This window comes from Mesorhizobium sp. M1312 (assembly GCF_040318115.1).
In the GTDB taxonomy this organism is placed as follows: domain Bacteria; phylum Pseudomonadota; class Alphaproteobacteria; order Rhizobiales; family Rhizobiaceae; genus Mesorhizobium.
Map to the genome: position 1 here is coordinate 33,940 of NZ_JAMYLQ010000006.1, position 15,871 is coordinate 49,810.

Consider the following 15,871-nt stretch of genomic DNA (forward strand, 5'->3'; position numbering starts at 1 on the left):
CCCATGGAATCCCGCTTTTGATCGCCCTAGCTATGGTGGCTGTGACTTCTGACGCGATGGCCGACAGCAGTTCCATCGGTGTATCGCTTACGTCTGATCGCGATCAGCAAAACCTGGGCGAACCGCAGAGCACCCAATTTGAAGTCAGTGCCTCACACACCTTCGATACCGGAGTCATTTTGGGTGCCTCGGCCCAATATTCCAATAAGGCCTTTAGCGACTCGGCAACCGCCAACCTCGAAGCCACGGTGGGCTACCGTCTTGGCTTCAACGACTTCCTCTCGGTGATCGGCAGCGTGGGAATTGGCGATCGTTTGCAGGTATCCGGCGATGGCAGTGACATTGCCTACTACGTGCTGCGCGCAGCAGCGGACCTGAAGCTCAGTGAGAAAGTAACCTGGAATGCGGTTGCCTTTCGATACCGTGATGCGTTCGAATCCAGTGACGACTATTTGACGCCGCAACTTGCGACCGGCGTTACCTTCAAGGTGGATGATCACAATTCGATCTCGAGCAAGATCCAATACAATTGGAAGGACTGGCATCCCGACACCGTCGGCTTCGCTCTCGGATACTCGCGCTCTTTCTAGAGCGCACACGTGCCAGCTCAAACTGCTTCTGCGTGATCCCTCCATCCGCTATCGGAGACGCCGATTGCTGACTTCGTGGACCTGCCGCGCTTAATTCTCCGAGTAGAATACAGTTAGTTACGTTCCGCCACGTCAATTGATCCGCAAAGTTCACGGAGGTGAAGCAAACCCTCGCTGGGAATGCAAGTTGTGTGTGTGTCAAGTTCTGCAAAAATGGCGTGGCATTCAGCGGGTGACGTTGGCGTGTCCACCGCGCAGCCCCCGTGTTTAGCGGAGCGGCGGACATGGCGGGCCGCGTCTCAGGCGGCCAGTGCCCTCAGGTTCTCCTTCTTGTGCTCGCGCAGGTGATCCATGTTGAGGTAGCGGGTCGCCTCGAGCCAGTTCTCGTGGATCTCCACCGCCAATGCCCGAACCAGCCGCAAACAGCTCTGCGGGTTGGGGAAGATGCGAACGACCAGGGTGCGCCGCTTGATCTCCTGGTTTAGCCGCTCGAGCATGTTCGTCGACTTCATGTGCTTGTGATGCGGCAGCCCCAGCCGGTAGAAGCTCAGCGTCTCCTCGATGTTGGTCTCCACCCAATCCACCAGCTTCGGGTATTTGGCCTGCCATTTGGCGATCCACTGCGCCAGGTCGCGCTTGACCTCGGCTAGGTCGCGCCGGTCATAGAACCATCTGAGCTCCATCAGACAGTCGTCATCGACCTTGCGCGGCACATAATCGAGCGGGTTTCTGAGGAAGTGCACGTAACAGCGCTGCCAGACTGCCTCGGGCAGGACTTCGCGGATCGCCGCCCTGAGCCCCGGATGGTCGTCGGAGACGACGAACTCGACGCCGGCGAGCCCGCGCTGCTTGAGCCCTGTCACGAACGCGCGCCAGCTCGAATGGCTCTCCCGGTTGGCCAGCTCGACACCGAGCACCTGGCGCCGGCCCTCCCAGTCGACGCCGATCGCCACCAAGACCGCCTGGCTGGCGATCACGCCGGCTTCGCGCGCCCGCTCATAGCGCGCGTCCAGAATGAGGTACGGGTAAGGTTCGGCAAGCCGCTGCTCAAACGCCTTAAGAGCTTCATCCAGCCGCGCCGTCGCCTCGCTCACCGTCGAGGCCGAGAAGGAATGGCCACAGTCTGCAAAACTCTGCGGGAAGCCGTCCTCATCCGACAACAGCAACTCTTTCAACTCGCCTCTGCTCAGTCTAACTTCTCGCTTGGTCATAGAACTCCCCTTCCACGGGAATCGGTGATCGAACGTCACCAGCGTGCCATGGCCGCCACTCGCGTCAGAGCAAGGCCGTTCCCTCTCCAAAGCTTTTTGCAGAACCTTCAGGACACTATCTGCCGGGATCATCCACGGCGGCGGTAACTGCGAGCACGGTGAGATGGCCGACGCCGGGGATCGTCATCAGTCGGCCGCAGGTCGCGGAACTTGGCCATTTTCTGGGCATTGATCGCTGCGACGGCCGAGAGCACCGCGGCACGCGCTGCAATGAGGCCCCCTCCATGTCGGCAGACAACCCGGTTATTCCTCGCGGGCCCACAGCATTAGCGGGCAGTTCGAAGCGACATCATTGGGCCACCGGCATTCGCGCCGGTGTCCAGGACTCCTCCGTGACGATTCGCACGCGTTCGCCGGACATGATGCAGATCAATGCGCATTTGGGATGGGAGACGGTACGCCAACACGGATCAATCGCGAAAAATCGGGCGAAAGGCCCGACTCCCGCGCACGGCCGTCAATGTGTGCTGCCTCCCTCAAAACCGACATCGGCAAGCTGACATCGAGCGCACCCCGTGCATACGCATATTCGGGAAGATAGCCGTTAACGATGAGGCGCCAGTCAAGAGGCACCACGTCACCGACCGCTCGCATCATCTTGACGATCGTGGTCGTGCAGTTCGTCGTGATGGAATTATAGAACTCTGGAGTCGTGGAAAGTGCATTTGCGTCCAAGACGTATTCCAGCAAGAGCGCCCGGGCAGCGTCCGGTGACGCTTTTAGCCGATAGATTTGGACATCCTCTCCCCGAATGTTTGACCTGACACCGACGACGTCTCGCTCGTCAGCCGCGATGATGACCAGGGGATTGCTCTTGAACAGGTCTGCCATGGGAGAAAACTTGCCGCCTCCCTGGCGTCGCACCTCAATCGACCAGGCAAGATAGTCACCGCCTGCAAAGCCGAAGCTTATGATGACATGGGCGATTTTGGTCCCGGACCAATAAGACATGAAGAGGTCGACCGTCTGAACGTTGGAGAGGTGGTAGGTCCGCGTTGTCCAGCGTTCGGTGAAATCAGTAGCGCTACGCCATTCGAAGTCGCGCACATCGGTCAGCGTCAACAGGTTCCCGTCGCGGGTGCCGGTCACCTGACGGGCGACCTCGGGCGCCCAGTCCGCGTGATCGAAAGGCCTGATGGTGCTCCACCAAACCAGAACCACAGCAAAAGCAGCTGCAAACAGGACAAACGCCCTGATGCGAAACCGGCTGAAGAGCGCGATGACGGTGGCGAGGCCGAACAAGATGAAAAGGACGCCGGCCAGAGCCCGTCCAAGCTCAGCCATGGGCAGGCGATACCACATGGCAAGTCCGGCCCAGGCAGTCAGGATTGCGACGGCTAGCGAAAGGATAATGGCAAGCGAGATCCGAGCGATGCGACGCATTCATTCCCCTTTTCAGCCCAGACGGGACCGCGGCAACATTCCTGCGGATAGGTTGGCTCTCCCCGTCATCGGCTTCAGTGCTGCCGCTTGGCTTCGACGAATGATTATTTCTTGCAGTCTTTCATACTCGGAGACGAGACAGCGCAATCATTGCCAGCACTCGATTTCCGGCTGGTCTGGGAACCCGTCAAGGCGCCGATGTGATTGCCTAAATTTTCTCTGCTGTTTTGATCGACCGCTGCAACAGGTGCCGCAATCACCAACCCTGCCGCGCTGCCCGCCGCTGCCGCCACGCCGGTCGTTGCGTGGATGATCGTGTCGCCCAGGCCTATTCGGTTGTCGGTCAACGTCTGGCCGCCGGCCATTCGCGCCCCGATCAGTTGCACGACCTGCGGTGACGAGGCGAACTTGCCGTGATGCAAAGGATCGCCGGATTTGACTTTCGTCAGATCGATGACGGTTATATTGTTGCTGGCGAGGTCTTCCTTGTATGGAGCTTGTTCCGGATCAATCGATCCGAGCCGGGGGATATCGCCCCAGACCCGTCGCGAAACTTTGAGCGCGCGATCGTCCTGCGAAACAAAGAGGGTGAACTGCGGGTGCTGTTTGCCCATGTCGGCAATCTGAGTGCGAAAAACATCGACGTCGACGTCAGGCGCGGCCAGCATGACGTTTTTAAACTTCGCCGGAAGGCCGCCATTGCGGATGGCCATCTGGCGCAAGCCTTCCAACGCAAGCCAGTTGCCCATCGAATGGGCGAGGATCGAAACTTCCTTGATTTCGGGATCGCGTGCAAGATACTGGAACAGCAGTTCAAGCGCATTTCGCGTGTAGTTGGTGCTTTCACGATCGTAGCCATACGCCAACGCACTGCCTCGGGAGGGCCATGTGACCAGGATCGGGACGCTCTGCGTGTCCGTATCCTTCGCGATCTGCGCAAAGCGATAGACCGCGTCTTCAAAGCGATTGTTGAATCCGTGGATAAAGACGAGGACACTGTGATCCGGGCTCTTCCTGACAGAGGCGCTAAGCCACCCCTTCGCTGTCTGGAGCGTCAATTCCTGGGCCTGCACGACGGCGAAATCAGTCGCCGGGTTTGATGGCAGCTTCTTGGGCCATGCGACCTCTCCAACCTTGCGGACCGATGGCGGAGGGATCGAAACCGTAATTTCCGCGAACGAGGGGGCCAGTCCGCGCTCGCCCGTATACATTTGTGCCGGATTGGAGGAACGACTGCGTGTCGTTGTGACCAGCATCTTCACCTTGCTGGAGGAAGGGGAGGTATCGGCCACGGGCAGCAGCACATTCGTCGGACGGGACGCGCACCCCCACAGCAGGCCAACCAACGCCGATGCCAACAAAACGTTGCTGATACGCCTGACTTTGGACGGGCTCACGAAACAATTTCCCAAACTCTTCTCCCGTTTCGAAGTCGTCCCAAAGCGATCTCGGGTCGCGAAAGGCGCCCCCCTACCGGGAGCGAAAACGATCGGCACTGCACTGCTGGCGCGAACCTCAGACACGCGGCCGTGATCTATCTAGAATCCCCGGCTCAGATCCGATCAGAACCGAAATCTGGCGCCGATGATTGGTCCCTGCATTGCTATGTCAAACACAAATCCGTCGTCGTCGTAGTCGACGGCAAGGTAGCGATAGCCCGCTTCCAGCGTGACCGAATCACTGTACCGATACTGAAGCGTGCCCTGCACTTGCCAATCGATGTCGGCGCCAAGGCCGAAGCCACCGATATCCGCCTCGCCATGGAGTCCGAATCCGTTACCGAGAGCGACATCGCCGGCCACGCCAATAATGGGGTCGACCCAAGTCTTGCTGCCGCTGGCCTCCCTTACGGCTAGAGGGCCAGTAACGGTCAGATCCGCATCGAGGTACCAAAGCCGTCCGCCGGCCAGAACGTCCAGGGTCGCGGTGCCATTGTCGACGACCCGATAGGAGCCGCCGAAGGTCCACACCACCGTGTTCATGTTCGCTTCGGCCGAAAAAAGAGCCAACGGGCCAGGCGACGTGCCATCGGCCTCGAGTCCCAGATAGATGAAGTCGGTGAACAGCGCGTAACGGCCATTGCGAGCCTCACCGGCAAGCATGACCGGCGGGGGAGACCAATCGATGTGGTCGAAAATCTGGCCGAAATCGACGTCGATATCGACCGGCGACAGGCCCCTGACGCCGACCCTCCCCTTCATGCCTGCCATCCAGAAATAGGGGTCTGCGGTGAAGGTCCAGGCCGGCGCGGCTTCAGCAGGCACGGGTGCGGCTTCAGGAAGTTGCGTCGCAGCGTCCGCAGCGATCGCCGGCACCGCAAACAGCGCTGCCGCTGTTCCCGCCGAAGCCAACACGAGAGCTCGGATGATTCCCATATCGAAGTCCCCTCTAAGTCTGTCTTTACTTCATGTCCGATGCGATCGTCTCGCGCCCGCAGTGACAACAACATATCTGTATTCGCGCCGCTCAGCTAATGGATATCGGATTCCGATCGTTTTTCATATCGACAGCGGTTTATTTCTTCGTTGCCTACTTCTGGGAACCGCAGGCTAATTCCCGTGCGCAATCGAGCCCGTGGGGTCCGCTATCGGGGCTTAGCGTGACGACAAGCAGGGCCGGGAGCATGGCTGCTATAGTTTGGAGAGGTCGATTGCATGACAGAAATTCCAAGCAGCCTCCGCTTAGTTCTGGCGTGGCGGCCAAGGAATGACACGCGATTTGCGGGCAGCGTCCGTGTGCAGAACGGCTCCGACTTCCCCAACCAACCGGTCCACCAGTTCCTGCCATTCGGCTCGTCTGGACTCGCGCAATGCCGGCGGGACCTTATCGATCCTCGACAGTGCGAGCTCCGCTTCTGCAAGTTCCTCGCACATATCCTGAAAGCCCTCACTTCGGTCCATCAGCCGATGGATCGTCAATTCGAATTGCGGGAACCGACGCACCGCCGCTAAGACCGCTCTTTGTCTATCAGCCGGTTCGCCGTCCATCCTCATGGCGCAATTCGTATCCCGAGACCACCGTAGCCTATCCCATGGAGGCGGCTGCGGAATGTAAGTTACGTGGGCAACAGGGTAATTTCTTTGCATCCATAGCGAGTGCGGTCGGGACCAAGCCTACAAAATCGCAAATTCAAATTGCGGTTGCCGGTGAGGCCCGCCTAACAGTTGATCCGTTGTCGTCCGCCGCTGCATTGCACAAATCGTCGCTGTCATCCGAGTGTTATCCGTTCAGATTACCAAGAGTATTGCAAGAATTGGCTCGCGCGTATAAATTGCGCAGCGAGAGGTGACCGGCAAAAATGAAATATAACTGGGAGTAGTCACCCCAAAACGTCAGGAGAGGGAACCAAGGTGATTCGGCCGGAACCAGCCGCAGGGCGGGGGTATAGGCTCGCCCCAGAGGACTGTCGTACCCAGCTTGCCCTGATCCTCAACAGTGCGGACTTCGATGCAACCGGTCGCGAGCGCCGCTTCCTCAGCCATGTGGTGGAGGAGACGCTGGCGGGTCGCGGTGATCGTATCAAGGCCTATTCGATCGCAGTCGAAGTGTTCGGCCGTGACATGTCCTTCGACCCGCAGACGGATCCGATTGTCCGCATCGAGGCTGGCCACCTCCGGCGCGGGCTCGAGCGATACTACCTGACTGCCGGACACGACGATCCTATTCTCATCACGATCCCGAAAGGCGGTTACGTTCCAACGTTCGCGGTGCGATCGCCCCCCGAGACCATTGAGCCGGCCTTGCCGGTCAACCGGGCAGAGGAAGTCCCGACCCCTGCTAGATGGATGAAGGCATCATGGCTGACGGTGGCTCTTGCGGCATTCGTCGCGGCATTGGCTGTTCTGGCAGTGGGATTGGCGAGGAGCGGCGTTCGCCCGACTTCGCCTGAGATCCCGCGACTGCTGGTCGAGACGTTTGACGATCTTTCAGGAACGGAAGCCTCCAGTGCGATTGCGAGTGGATTGACACAGGAAATTGTCGGGCAACTCTCAAAGTTCAAGGACGTCATCGTCGTCCAGTCTCCCGAAGATTCGGTCGTGCCATCGCGCTTTGTTCTTGCGGGAAGCGTTCACCTGTCGGCAGATGCCTTCCGGCTTCGGGTCAGGTTTATCAACCGCGCCGACGGCTCCTGCTGTGGGCGGACAGTTATGATGGAGAGATGAAAGTCGCCGCGCTTCTTGAGACCGAGGCCAACATCGCTCAGAAGGTGGCGACGAGCCTCGCCCAGACATACGGCGTGATTTTTCAGGCTGACTCCTCGCTCAACGTCTCGAATCCTCCCGACGATTGGGCTGCCTATTCCTGCACGCTTTCCTTCTACGCATACCGGGCAAAGCTCGATCAAAGGGCACTTCCAGCAGTGCGTGTCTGCCTGGAGAAGGCCGTTGAGCGTTTCCCGGGCTACGCCACGGCCTGGGGTCTGCTGTCGCAGGCCTATATCGACGAGATTCGGTTCCTCTATCCTTCAGACGAAGGCGCGACGTCGGCCTCGATCACTCGCGCTCTTGCCGCGGCCAAGCGGGCCGTGGAACTAGACCCGCTCAACATCCGCGGCCTGCAGGCGGAAATGTTCGCGCTCTATTTCAGCCAAGAGATCGAGGCGGCGCTGTCCGTGGGCAAACGTGCCTTGACCATCAACCCCAACGATACCGAACTGATGGGCGAGTACGGATATCGGCTGGCGCTTTCAGGAGGCTGGGACGACGGTTGCCCGCTGGTCGAGGAAGCCCGCACACGCAATCCGGGTCCCTTAGCCTATTACGAGACCGCGCTTGCCCTTTGCGCCTATTTTCGCGGCGATTATCCGCAGGCGGCCATGTGGATCAGGAAAGCAACGGTTCCCGGCAATGCCAACTATCATACGATCGCGGCCGCCATTTTTGCCGAGGGCGGATATGAAGCGGAGGCCCGGCGCGAACGTGTTTGGCTTGAAGAAAACGCGCCAGGCTTGATCAAGAACCTCCGGCAGGAGGTAGCGATGCGGATCCATCGACCAGAGGACGTCGATTTCTTCCTCGGTTCGCTCAAAAAGGCCGGGCTCGCATTCAAGGACTTAGGCGGGCAAACGTAACTGCATGAGCAGAATTGCCGAACGAAATTTCACGGCCTCTCCGACAGGCGTAAGAGCAGCCAACATCGAAAGGAGACCAAGTGGGCGCCCCCTCACTCCCACTCGATTGTGCCGGGCGGCTTGCTCGTCACGTCGTAGACGACGCGATTGATGCCGCGCACTTCGTTGATGATGCGGGTGGCAGCGGCGCCTAGGAAGGCCATGTCGTAGTGGTAGAAATCCGCGGTCATGCCGTCTACCGAGGTGACGGCGCGCAGCGCGCAGACAAATTCATAGGTGCGGCCATCGCCCATCACACCAACGGTCTGCACCGGCAGCAGCACGGCGAAGGCCTGCCAGATGGCGTCGTAGAGGCCGGCCTTGCGGATCTCGTCGAGATAGATGGCGTCGGCCTCGCGCAGGATCTCCAGCTTTTCGCGAGAGATGCCGCCCGGGCAGCGGATGGCAAGACCAGGGCCGGGAAACGGATGCCGGCCGATGAAGCTGTCGGGCAGGCCGAGTTCCTTGCCGAGCGCCCTCACCTCGTCCTTGAACAGTTCGCGCAGCGGCTCGACCAGTTGCATGTTCATGCGCTCGGGCAGGCCGCCGACATTGTGGTGAGACTTGATGGTAACCGACGGGCCGCCGGTGAATGACACACTTTCGATGACGTCGGGATAGAGCGTGCCCTGTGCCAGGAAATCGGCGCCGCCGAGTTTCTCGGCCTCTTCCTCGAACACCTCGATGAACAGCCGGCCGATGGTCTTGCGCTTCTTTTCCGGATCCGACTCGCCCTCGAGCGCGCCGATAAAACGGTCCGAGGCGTCGACCAGGATGAGCGGCAGATTGTAGTGCTGGCGAAACATCTCCACCACGCCTGATGCCTCGTCCTTGCGCATCAGCCCGTGGTCGACAAGGATGCAGGTGAGCTGGTCGCCGACCGCCTCGTGGATCAGCAGCGCCGCGACCGAGGAATCGACGCCGCCCGAAAGCGCGCAGATGACCTTGCCCTTGCCGACCTGCTTGCGGATCGTCTCGACCGCGTGCTCGCGGTAGGCGCGCATGGTCCAGTCGCCCTCGATGCCGGCGATCTTGTGGACGAAGTTTTGCAGCAGCCGGGCGCCGTCCGGCGTGTGCACCACTTCGGGGTGGAACATGATGCCGTACATCTTGCGCTCGACATTGCCGAAGATGGCGAAGGGCGAGCCTTCCGATTTTCCGAACACCTCAAATCCCTTGGGCAGGGAGATGACGCGGTCACCATGGCTCATCCACACCTGGTGGCGCTGGCCTGGCGCCCAGAGGCCCTCGAACAGCGGGCTGTCCTTCTGGATCTCGACGAAGGCACGGCCGAATTCGCGATGGTCGGAGCTTTCGGCGACGCCGCCCATCTGTACGCACATGGCCATCTGGCCATAGCAGATGCCGAGCACCGGCACACCGGCATCAAAGACGATCTGCGGCGCGCGCGGGCTGCCGATGTCGCCGGTCGAGGCCGGGCCTCCGGAGAGGATCACCGCCTTCGGATTGATGCGCTTGAACGCCGCCTCGGCCGACTGGAACGGCACGATCTCGGAAAACACGCCGGCCTCGCGGATGCGCCTGGCGATGAGCTGCGTGAACTGGCTGCCGAAATCGACAATCAGGACGGTGTCGGGATGATTGGCTATCTTCATGGCGAGCGTTTAGAGAAAGAAACGAGTCGGCGCAATGGGTTGCGAGGTGTCTCCGTCAATCCGATTTCGCGTCTTGATGCGACGGTCCAAACTGCAGGGCGCCGGACCCGATCGCCTGTTCGAGCCGCATCACGGCATCCGCCAACTTCTCGTCGATGACGTGGAGATACTCCTTCCAGTCGCCGACATGCCGGAGATCGGCGGCTCCGTCGGAAATGCCGCGCAGGCCGACAAGCGGCACGCCGAACAATTGGCAGGCTCGCAGGCAGGCGAAAGTCTCCATGTCGACCATGTCCTCGACAATCGCATCATAGGCACTGCCGGAAATGATCGCCGCGCCGGTCGACAGCGTCGCCTCTCTTATGTCGGGAATCCTGAATGGCAGCGGCACGGTCACCGGCAAATCGAGAAACGGCGTCGCGCCCTTCTCGAAGCCCAATGGCGAGGCGTCGATGTCGCGGTAGGCGACCGAAACCGCCTGGTAGATTTCCGTCTGTTCCAATGCCCGGCTGCCGGCCGAGCCGAGCGACACGACGAGGTCCGGCAGCGCCTTTTCAGACTTCAGCCATGACAGTTCCGCGCCCAATCTGACACCCGACTCGACCGGCCCCACCCCTGTCATGACAGGGGTGAACAGCCGCTGCAGATGAGGGCCGTATTCGGCCTGCGCCGCCATCACGAAGAGGACGTCCCTGCCCGCAATTCTGACGGCCTTGCGCATCGGATCAGCCTTCAATGCCATCGCGACCGACCACCGTCATCATCGTTCCAGTCATGGTGGCTATCAGCTTGGCCTCGCCGTCGACAGCGAAAGCATAGGCCTGGCCGTCGGCGACGATGATGGTGCGGCCGGGCTTCGTCACCGAGCCGCGGAACAGGAAGCGTTCGCCCCGGCCCGGCGCCAGCAGATTGACCTTGAACTCGATGGTCAGCACACTGGAGCTTTCCGGCACCAACGAGAACGCCGCATAGCCGCAGGCCGAGTCCAGCGCCGTCGAGATGACCCCAGCATGAAGAAAGCCATGCTGCTGGGTCAGCGCCTCCGAATAGGGCATCTCGATCTCGATGATGCCGGGCGTCACCAGCGTCAACTCGGCGCCGATGGTCGTCATGGCGGCCTGGCGCGCGAAGGACGTCCTGATGCGATCCTCATAGTTGGGGGCGGGTACGATCTCTGCTGCCATGGCTTGTCACGCTCCTGTCAATAAATCTTATTGCAGAGGCATGAGCGGCAGGCAATCGCTATTGCTGCACTGCAGCAATCAGGCCCGCCGGCAAGGTTCAGCCTCCCTTGCGTAGTGCGCAGACATAAAACCCATCGGTACCGCTCAGCGCCGGTGACAGCGAAATGCCGCCTGCTGCGCCGATACGCGCGGCCGTCTCGTGGCCCGGAAAGCGGCTGTCCCAGAGCTGGCGATGATCGACCGGGGCAAAGCCGCTGCTACGATCCAGGAAGGCAGCGACCTGCTCGCCATTCTCCTCGTCGAACACCGAGCAGGTGATGTAGACCAGCAACCCGCCCGGTTTGACGAAGGCTTGGGCCGCGTCGAGGATCGCCGATTGCTCGCCCTTGCGTGCATCGAGCTGCTTCTGGGTCAGCCGCCATTTGGCATCGGGCCGGCGCCGCCAGGTGCCGCTGCCGGTGCACGGCGCGTCGACCAGGACGATGTCCATGTGGCCCGAGAGGGTGCTGAGCTCCGTCGGTTTGGTGACGATTTGCACGTTGCGGTTTTCCGAGCGGCGGATGCGGTCGAAGATCGGCGCCAGCCGCGCCTTTTCGGCATCATGGGCAAACACCTGGCCGCGATTGTCCATCGCCGCCGACAGTGCCAGCGTCTTGCCGCCGGCTCCGGCGCAAAAGTCGAGAACCTGCATTCCGGCCTCCGCGCCAGCCAGCATGGCGGCGATCTGCGAACCTTCGTCCTGAACCTCGAACCAGCCTTTCTGGAAGGCCGGTTCCGCCTGCACGTTCGGGTGCCTGCCGTCGCCAGCGATCGGCGGGATGCGGATGCCGTGCGGTGCGATCCGTGCGGCCCTGGCGCCGATCTCGGCCAACTCGGCGAGCACCTTGCCGCGATCGGCCTGCAGCGTGTTGACCCTGAGGTCGAGCGGCGGGCGGGTCGCGAGAGCGGCACCTTCATCGACCCAGCTGGCACCGCTGGCCTGCTCGAAAAGCGGTTCGCACCAATCCGGAATATCGGCCCGTACAGCGGGCGGCGCATCGTGGAGCTGGCGATCGGCGATCGCCTTCAACTCATCGTCGCTCAGCAGCGGCGGCGCGAACTTGTCGCCGTCGAGCACTTCGTTCAGCGACTGCGCCGTCTGGTCCCATTCGAGCAGCAGCGCGCCGAAAGCGATGGCGCGCGGCGTATCTTCGCCCAGCAAAAAACCAGCCGAGCGCTTCCGGCGCAGCGCGTCGTAGACGATGTTGCCGATCGCGGCGCGATCGCCGCCGCCGGCGAAGCGGTGCGACAGGCCCCAATCCTTCAGCGCATCGGCCACCGGCCGGTGACGCCGGCCGATATCCTCCAGCACTTCGATGGCCGCTGCCAGCCGTCCTCCCAGTCTCATATTTGTCTTCCGTTACTCAGCAAATTATTTCCGGCCCTGCTCTAAAGCGCGCGACTGGCGCACACAAGCGGGGAGAGTCTTGGATATCAGATCGAACGCCTTGTCGGCATCCGAGACTTCAATCGCGCATTGCTTGTGCTTTCAAACTTTTGAAGTTGCGGTAGTCTTCCGCTGCGTGATTCGCCAAGAACAGCAAGCGGATCGGCAGAAAATTACGAGGAGAGGGCAATGAAGACTTATCTGGCGGAAGTTCTAGGCACATTTCTACTGGTGTTCATCGGCACGGCCTCGGTGGTGACGGGCGGCTTCGGCGGCGCGCTGCCGCTCGGCCAGGAAGGCATCGGTCTTGCATTCGGCATCGGCCTGATTGCGGCGGCCTATGCGATCGGCCCGATCTCGGGCGCCCATCTCAACCCGGCGGTGACGCTCGGCGTGTTCCTCGCCGGCCGAATGCAGGCCAAGGACGTCATCCCGTACTGGATCGCACAGGTCATCGGCGCCATCATTGCGTCGCTGGCGCTGTGGATCATCGTCTCCGGACAAGTCGGCGGACACACCGGCGGCTTCGGCGCCAATGGCTGGGATACGACGAAATGGGGCGTCAGCTCGGCGCTCCTGTGGGAGCTGATCGGAACTTTCACCTTTGTCACGGTGATCCTTGGCGTCACCAGCGGCAGCCACGCGACGGCCTTTGCCGGCCTCGTCATCGGCCTGACGCTGGCGGGACTGCACTTCGCCATCATTCCGGTCACCGGCACGTCGCTCAACCCGGCCCGCTCGATCGGCCCGGCGCTGTTTTCGGGCAGTACCGCAATCGGCCAGCTCTGGCTGTTCATCGTCGCACCGCTGATCGGCGGCGCCATTGCCGGCGTGGTTGCCAAGACCCGCATCTTCGAGAAGGACTGAAAGTCGAAGCTTCAATACAAAAAAGGCGCGGGTCAAGGCCCGCGCCTTTTTTGTTAAATTAGAGAATCACTTGCCGCCTCAGCCCCGGGCAAGATCGAAGCGGTCGGCGTTCATCACCTTGGTCCAGGCCGCGACGAAATCCCTAACGAACTTCTGCCCGGCGTCCGCCGACCCGTAGACCTCGGCAAGCGCACGCAACTGCGCGTGCGAGCCGAAGATCAGATCTGCGCGGGTGCCGGTCCACTTGACCGCCTTGGTCTTGCGGTCGCGCGCTTCGTAGACTTCATCGGAGCCGGCGGCCGGATCCCAGACCGTGTTCATGCTGAGCAGGTTGACGAAGAAATCGTTGGTCAACGTGCCCGGCCTGTCGGTGAACACCCCGTGCTTCGACTTGCCGGTGTTGGCGCCAAGCACACGCAACCCGCCGACGAGCACCGTCATCTCCGGCGCCGTCAAGGTCAGCAGCTGCGCCCGATCGACCAGCATCGCTTCGACTGACATCGGCTGCTTGCCCCTGACATAATTGCGGAAGCCATCGACTTTTGGCTCGATCGCGGCAAAGGACTGGACGTCCGTCTGTTCTTGCGAGGCGTCCATGCGGCCTGGCGTGAAAGGCACCTCCACGTCATGGCCGCCGTCCTTGGCGGCCTTCTCGATCGCGGCGACGCCGCCGAGAACGATCAGGTCGGCAAGCGAGACCTTCTTGTCGCCTGTCTGCCCGGCGTTGAACTCGCTCTGGACGCCTTCGAGCTGCGCAAGCACCTTCGATAGTTCGGTAGGCTGATTGACGTCCCAGTCCTTCTGCGGCGCCAGGCGGATGCGTGCGCCGTTGGCGCCGCCGCGCTTGTCAGAGCCGCGGAACGTCGAAGCCGAGGCCCAGGCGGTCGAGACCAGTTCGGAAACGGACAGGCCAGAGGCCAGTATCTTCGCCTTCAGCGAGGCGATGTCCTGCTCGCTGATCAGTTCGTGATCGACGGCCGGGATAGGGTCCTGCCAGATCAGCTCTTCCTTCGGCACGAGCGGGCCGAGATAGCGGACAACCGGCCCCATGTCGCGATGGGTCAGCTTGAACCAGGCGCGCGCGAAGGCATCGGCGAAGTGATCCGGATTCTCATGGAAACGCCGCGAGATTTTCTCATAGGCCGGATCGACTCGCAGCGCGAGGTCGGTGGTCAGCATCGCCGGCGCGCGGCGCTTCGACGGATCGTGCGCGTCCGGAACCGAGCCTGCGCCGGCGCCGCCCTTCGGGGTCCACTGATGGGCGCCGGCCGGGCTCTTGGTCAGCTCCCATTCGTAGTTGAACAGATTATCGAAGAAGTTGTTGCTCCACTTGGTCGGCGTCGTGGTCCAGGTCACTTCGAGGCCCGATGTGATGGCGTCGCCGGCAATGCCGGTGGCATGCTTGCTCGACCAGCCGAGGCCCTGCGCCTCGATGCCGGCGCCTTCCGGCTCCGCCCCCACCAGCGATGCGTCACCAGCGCCGTGGGTCTTGCCGAAGGTGTGACCGCCGGCGATGAGCGCCACGGTTTCCTCGTCGTTCATGGCCATACGTGCGAAGGTTTCACGGATGTCGCGTGCCGAGACCAACGGATCGGGCGTGCCATTCGGTCCTTCCGGGTTGACGTAGATCAGCCCCATCTGCACGGCGCCGAGATGGCCCCGAAGTTCGCGGTCGCCGGAATAACGCTCGTCGCCGAGCCACTTGGTTTCCGACCCCCAGTCCACGTCCTGCTCGGGCTCCCAGACATCGGCGCGCCCGCCGGCGAAGCCGAACGTCTTGAAGCCCATCGATTCCAGCGCGACGTTGCCGGTGAGGATCAACAGATCGGCCCAGGAGATCTTCCTGCCGTATTTCTGCTTGATCGGCCACAGCAGCCGGCGTGCCTTGTCGAGATTGGCGTTGTCCGGCCAGCTGTTGAGCGGTGCGAAACGCTGCTGGCCGGCGCCGGCGCCGCCACGGCCATCGCCGATGCGATAGGTGCCGGCGCTGTGCCAGGCCATGCGGATGAAGAGCGGGCCGTAATGGCCGAAATCGGCCGGCCACCAATCTTGCGAATCGGTCATCACCTGGTGCAGGTCCTTGATCACCGCATCGAGATCGAGGCTCTTGAATTCCTCGGCGTAGTCGAAGTTCTCGCCCATCGGATTCGAGAGGCTCGACTGCTGGTGGAGAACGGCAAGGTCAAGCTGGTTTGGCCACCAGTCACGGTTGGTCCTGCCGGCCGATCCATGCGCGACCGGGCATTTTCCCACGCTATTGTCATCGGTCTTTGCGTCCATCGTTCTCTCCGATTTGTTGATTTTTTCGGGATTTGTTGATTTTCCCGACGGGCCTTGAGCCACGTCATTCTGGAATGGTTCCAGACTAGGCCGCATTGCCGATAAAAACAAATTGCCTTTCCTGTTTGTTGCGATAGGCTTTCC

General features: G+C 61.4%; 12 protein-coding genes and 2 pseudogenes. 4 read left to right on the forward strand and 10 right to left on the reverse strand.

The genetic code is table 11. The features are described from left to right. Window positions 1–17: 17 nt before the first annotated feature. A complete protein-coding gene (locus tag NKH36_RS09775; RefSeq protein WP_352957645.1) occupies window positions 18–590 on the forward strand; it encodes an outer membrane beta-barrel protein in 573 nt (190 codons plus the stop codon). A 299-nt stretch (window positions 591–889) separates the two neighbouring features. On the opposite strand, the pseudogene NKH36_RS09780 reads toward NKH36_RS09775, so the two are convergent. From NKH36_RS09780 to NKH36_RS09800, 5 genes and pseudogenes are all read right to left on the reverse strand, one after another. After that, window positions 890–1,711: pseudogene (locus NKH36_RS09780) on the reverse strand (IS256 family transposase); the annotation flags it as partial. Window positions 1,712–1,919: 208 nt separating this feature from the next. Next, window positions 1,920–2,111 (reverse strand): annotated as a pseudogene (locus tag NKH36_RS09785) (IS110 family transposase); the annotation flags it as partial. Between the two features lie 119 nt (window positions 2,112–2,230). Further along, window positions 2,231–3,244, reverse strand: coding sequence for an Lnb N-terminal periplasmic domain-containing protein (locus NKH36_RS09790; protein ID WP_352957647.1), 1,014 nt, complete (start codon window positions 3,242–3,244; stop codon window positions 2,231–2,233). Window positions 3,245–3,348: 104 nt separating this feature from the next. After that, window positions 3,349–4,641: an alpha/beta hydrolase gene (locus tag NKH36_RS09795; protein WP_502912001.1), complete on the reverse strand. Its 1,293-nt coding sequence runs from the start codon at window positions 4,639–4,641 to the stop codon at window positions 3,349–3,351. Window positions 4,642–4,806: 165 nt separating this feature from the next. Continuing rightward, window positions 4,807–5,619, reverse strand: coding sequence for a porin family protein (locus NKH36_RS09800; protein WP_352957648.1), 813 nt, complete (start codon window positions 5,617–5,619; stop codon window positions 4,807–4,809). A gap of 975 nt (window positions 5,620–6,594) precedes the next feature. On the opposite strand from NKH36_RS09800, the gene NKH36_RS09805 reads away from it, so the two are divergent. Then, window positions 6,595–7,407 (forward strand): hypothetical protein, encoded by an 813-nt coding sequence (locus NKH36_RS09805; protein WP_352957650.1) that lies wholly within the window; start codon window positions 6,595–6,597, stop codon window positions 7,405–7,407. Next, window positions 7,404–8,315 carry a tetratricopeptide repeat protein gene (locus tag NKH36_RS09810; RefSeq protein WP_352957651.1) on the forward strand — a complete coding sequence of 304 codons (912 nt, stop codon included), beginning with the start codon at window positions 7,404–7,406 and terminating at the stop codon, window positions 8,313–8,315. The genes NKH36_RS09805 and NKH36_RS09810 overlap by 4 nt, the downstream gene beginning before the upstream one ends. Window positions 8,316–8,407: 92 nt before the next feature. Here NKH36_RS09810 and guaA read toward each other — a convergent pair whose 3' ends face one another. The 4 genes from guaA to NKH36_RS09830 form a co-directional block, all read right to left on the reverse strand. Further along, complete coding sequence (gene guaA, locus NKH36_RS09815; RefSeq protein ID WP_287087246.1) at window positions 8,408–9,970, reverse strand: glutamine-hydrolyzing GMP synthase; 1,563 nt, start codon at window positions 9,968–9,970, stop codon at window positions 8,408–8,410. 55 nt (window positions 9,971–10,025) lie between these two features. After that, complete coding sequence (locus NKH36_RS09820; RefSeq protein WP_352957843.1) at window positions 10,026–10,691, reverse strand: 5'-methylthioadenosine/S-adenosylhomocysteine nucleosidase; 666 nt, start codon at window positions 10,689–10,691, stop codon at window positions 10,026–10,028. Between the two features lie 4 nt (window positions 10,692–10,695). Further along, window positions 10,696–11,154, reverse strand: coding sequence for a PaaI family thioesterase (locus NKH36_RS09825; protein ID WP_352957654.1), 459 nt, complete (start codon window positions 11,152–11,154; stop codon window positions 10,696–10,698). A gap of 97 nt (window positions 11,155–11,251) precedes the next feature. Then, entirely contained in the window at window positions 11,252–12,541 is a 1,290-nt protein-coding gene (locus NKH36_RS09830) for an RsmB/NOP family class I SAM-dependent RNA methyltransferase (protein WP_352961580.1), read from the reverse strand. A 228-nt stretch (window positions 12,542–12,769) separates the two neighbouring features. On the opposite strand from NKH36_RS09830, the gene NKH36_RS09835 reads away from it, so the two are divergent. Then, on the forward strand, window positions 12,770–13,447 hold the full coding sequence (locus NKH36_RS09835; RefSeq protein WP_352957656.1) for an MIP/aquaporin family protein: 678 nt from the start codon (window positions 12,770–12,772) through the stop codon (window positions 13,445–13,447). A gap of 78 nt (window positions 13,448–13,525) precedes the next feature. On the opposite strand, the gene katG is transcribed toward NKH36_RS09835, so the two are convergent. Next, on the reverse strand, window positions 13,526–15,727 hold the full coding sequence (gene katG, locus NKH36_RS09840; RefSeq protein WP_352957658.1) for a catalase/peroxidase HPI: 2,202 nt from the start codon (window positions 15,725–15,727) through the stop codon (window positions 13,526–13,528). Window positions 15,728–15,871 lie beyond the last annotated feature (144 nt).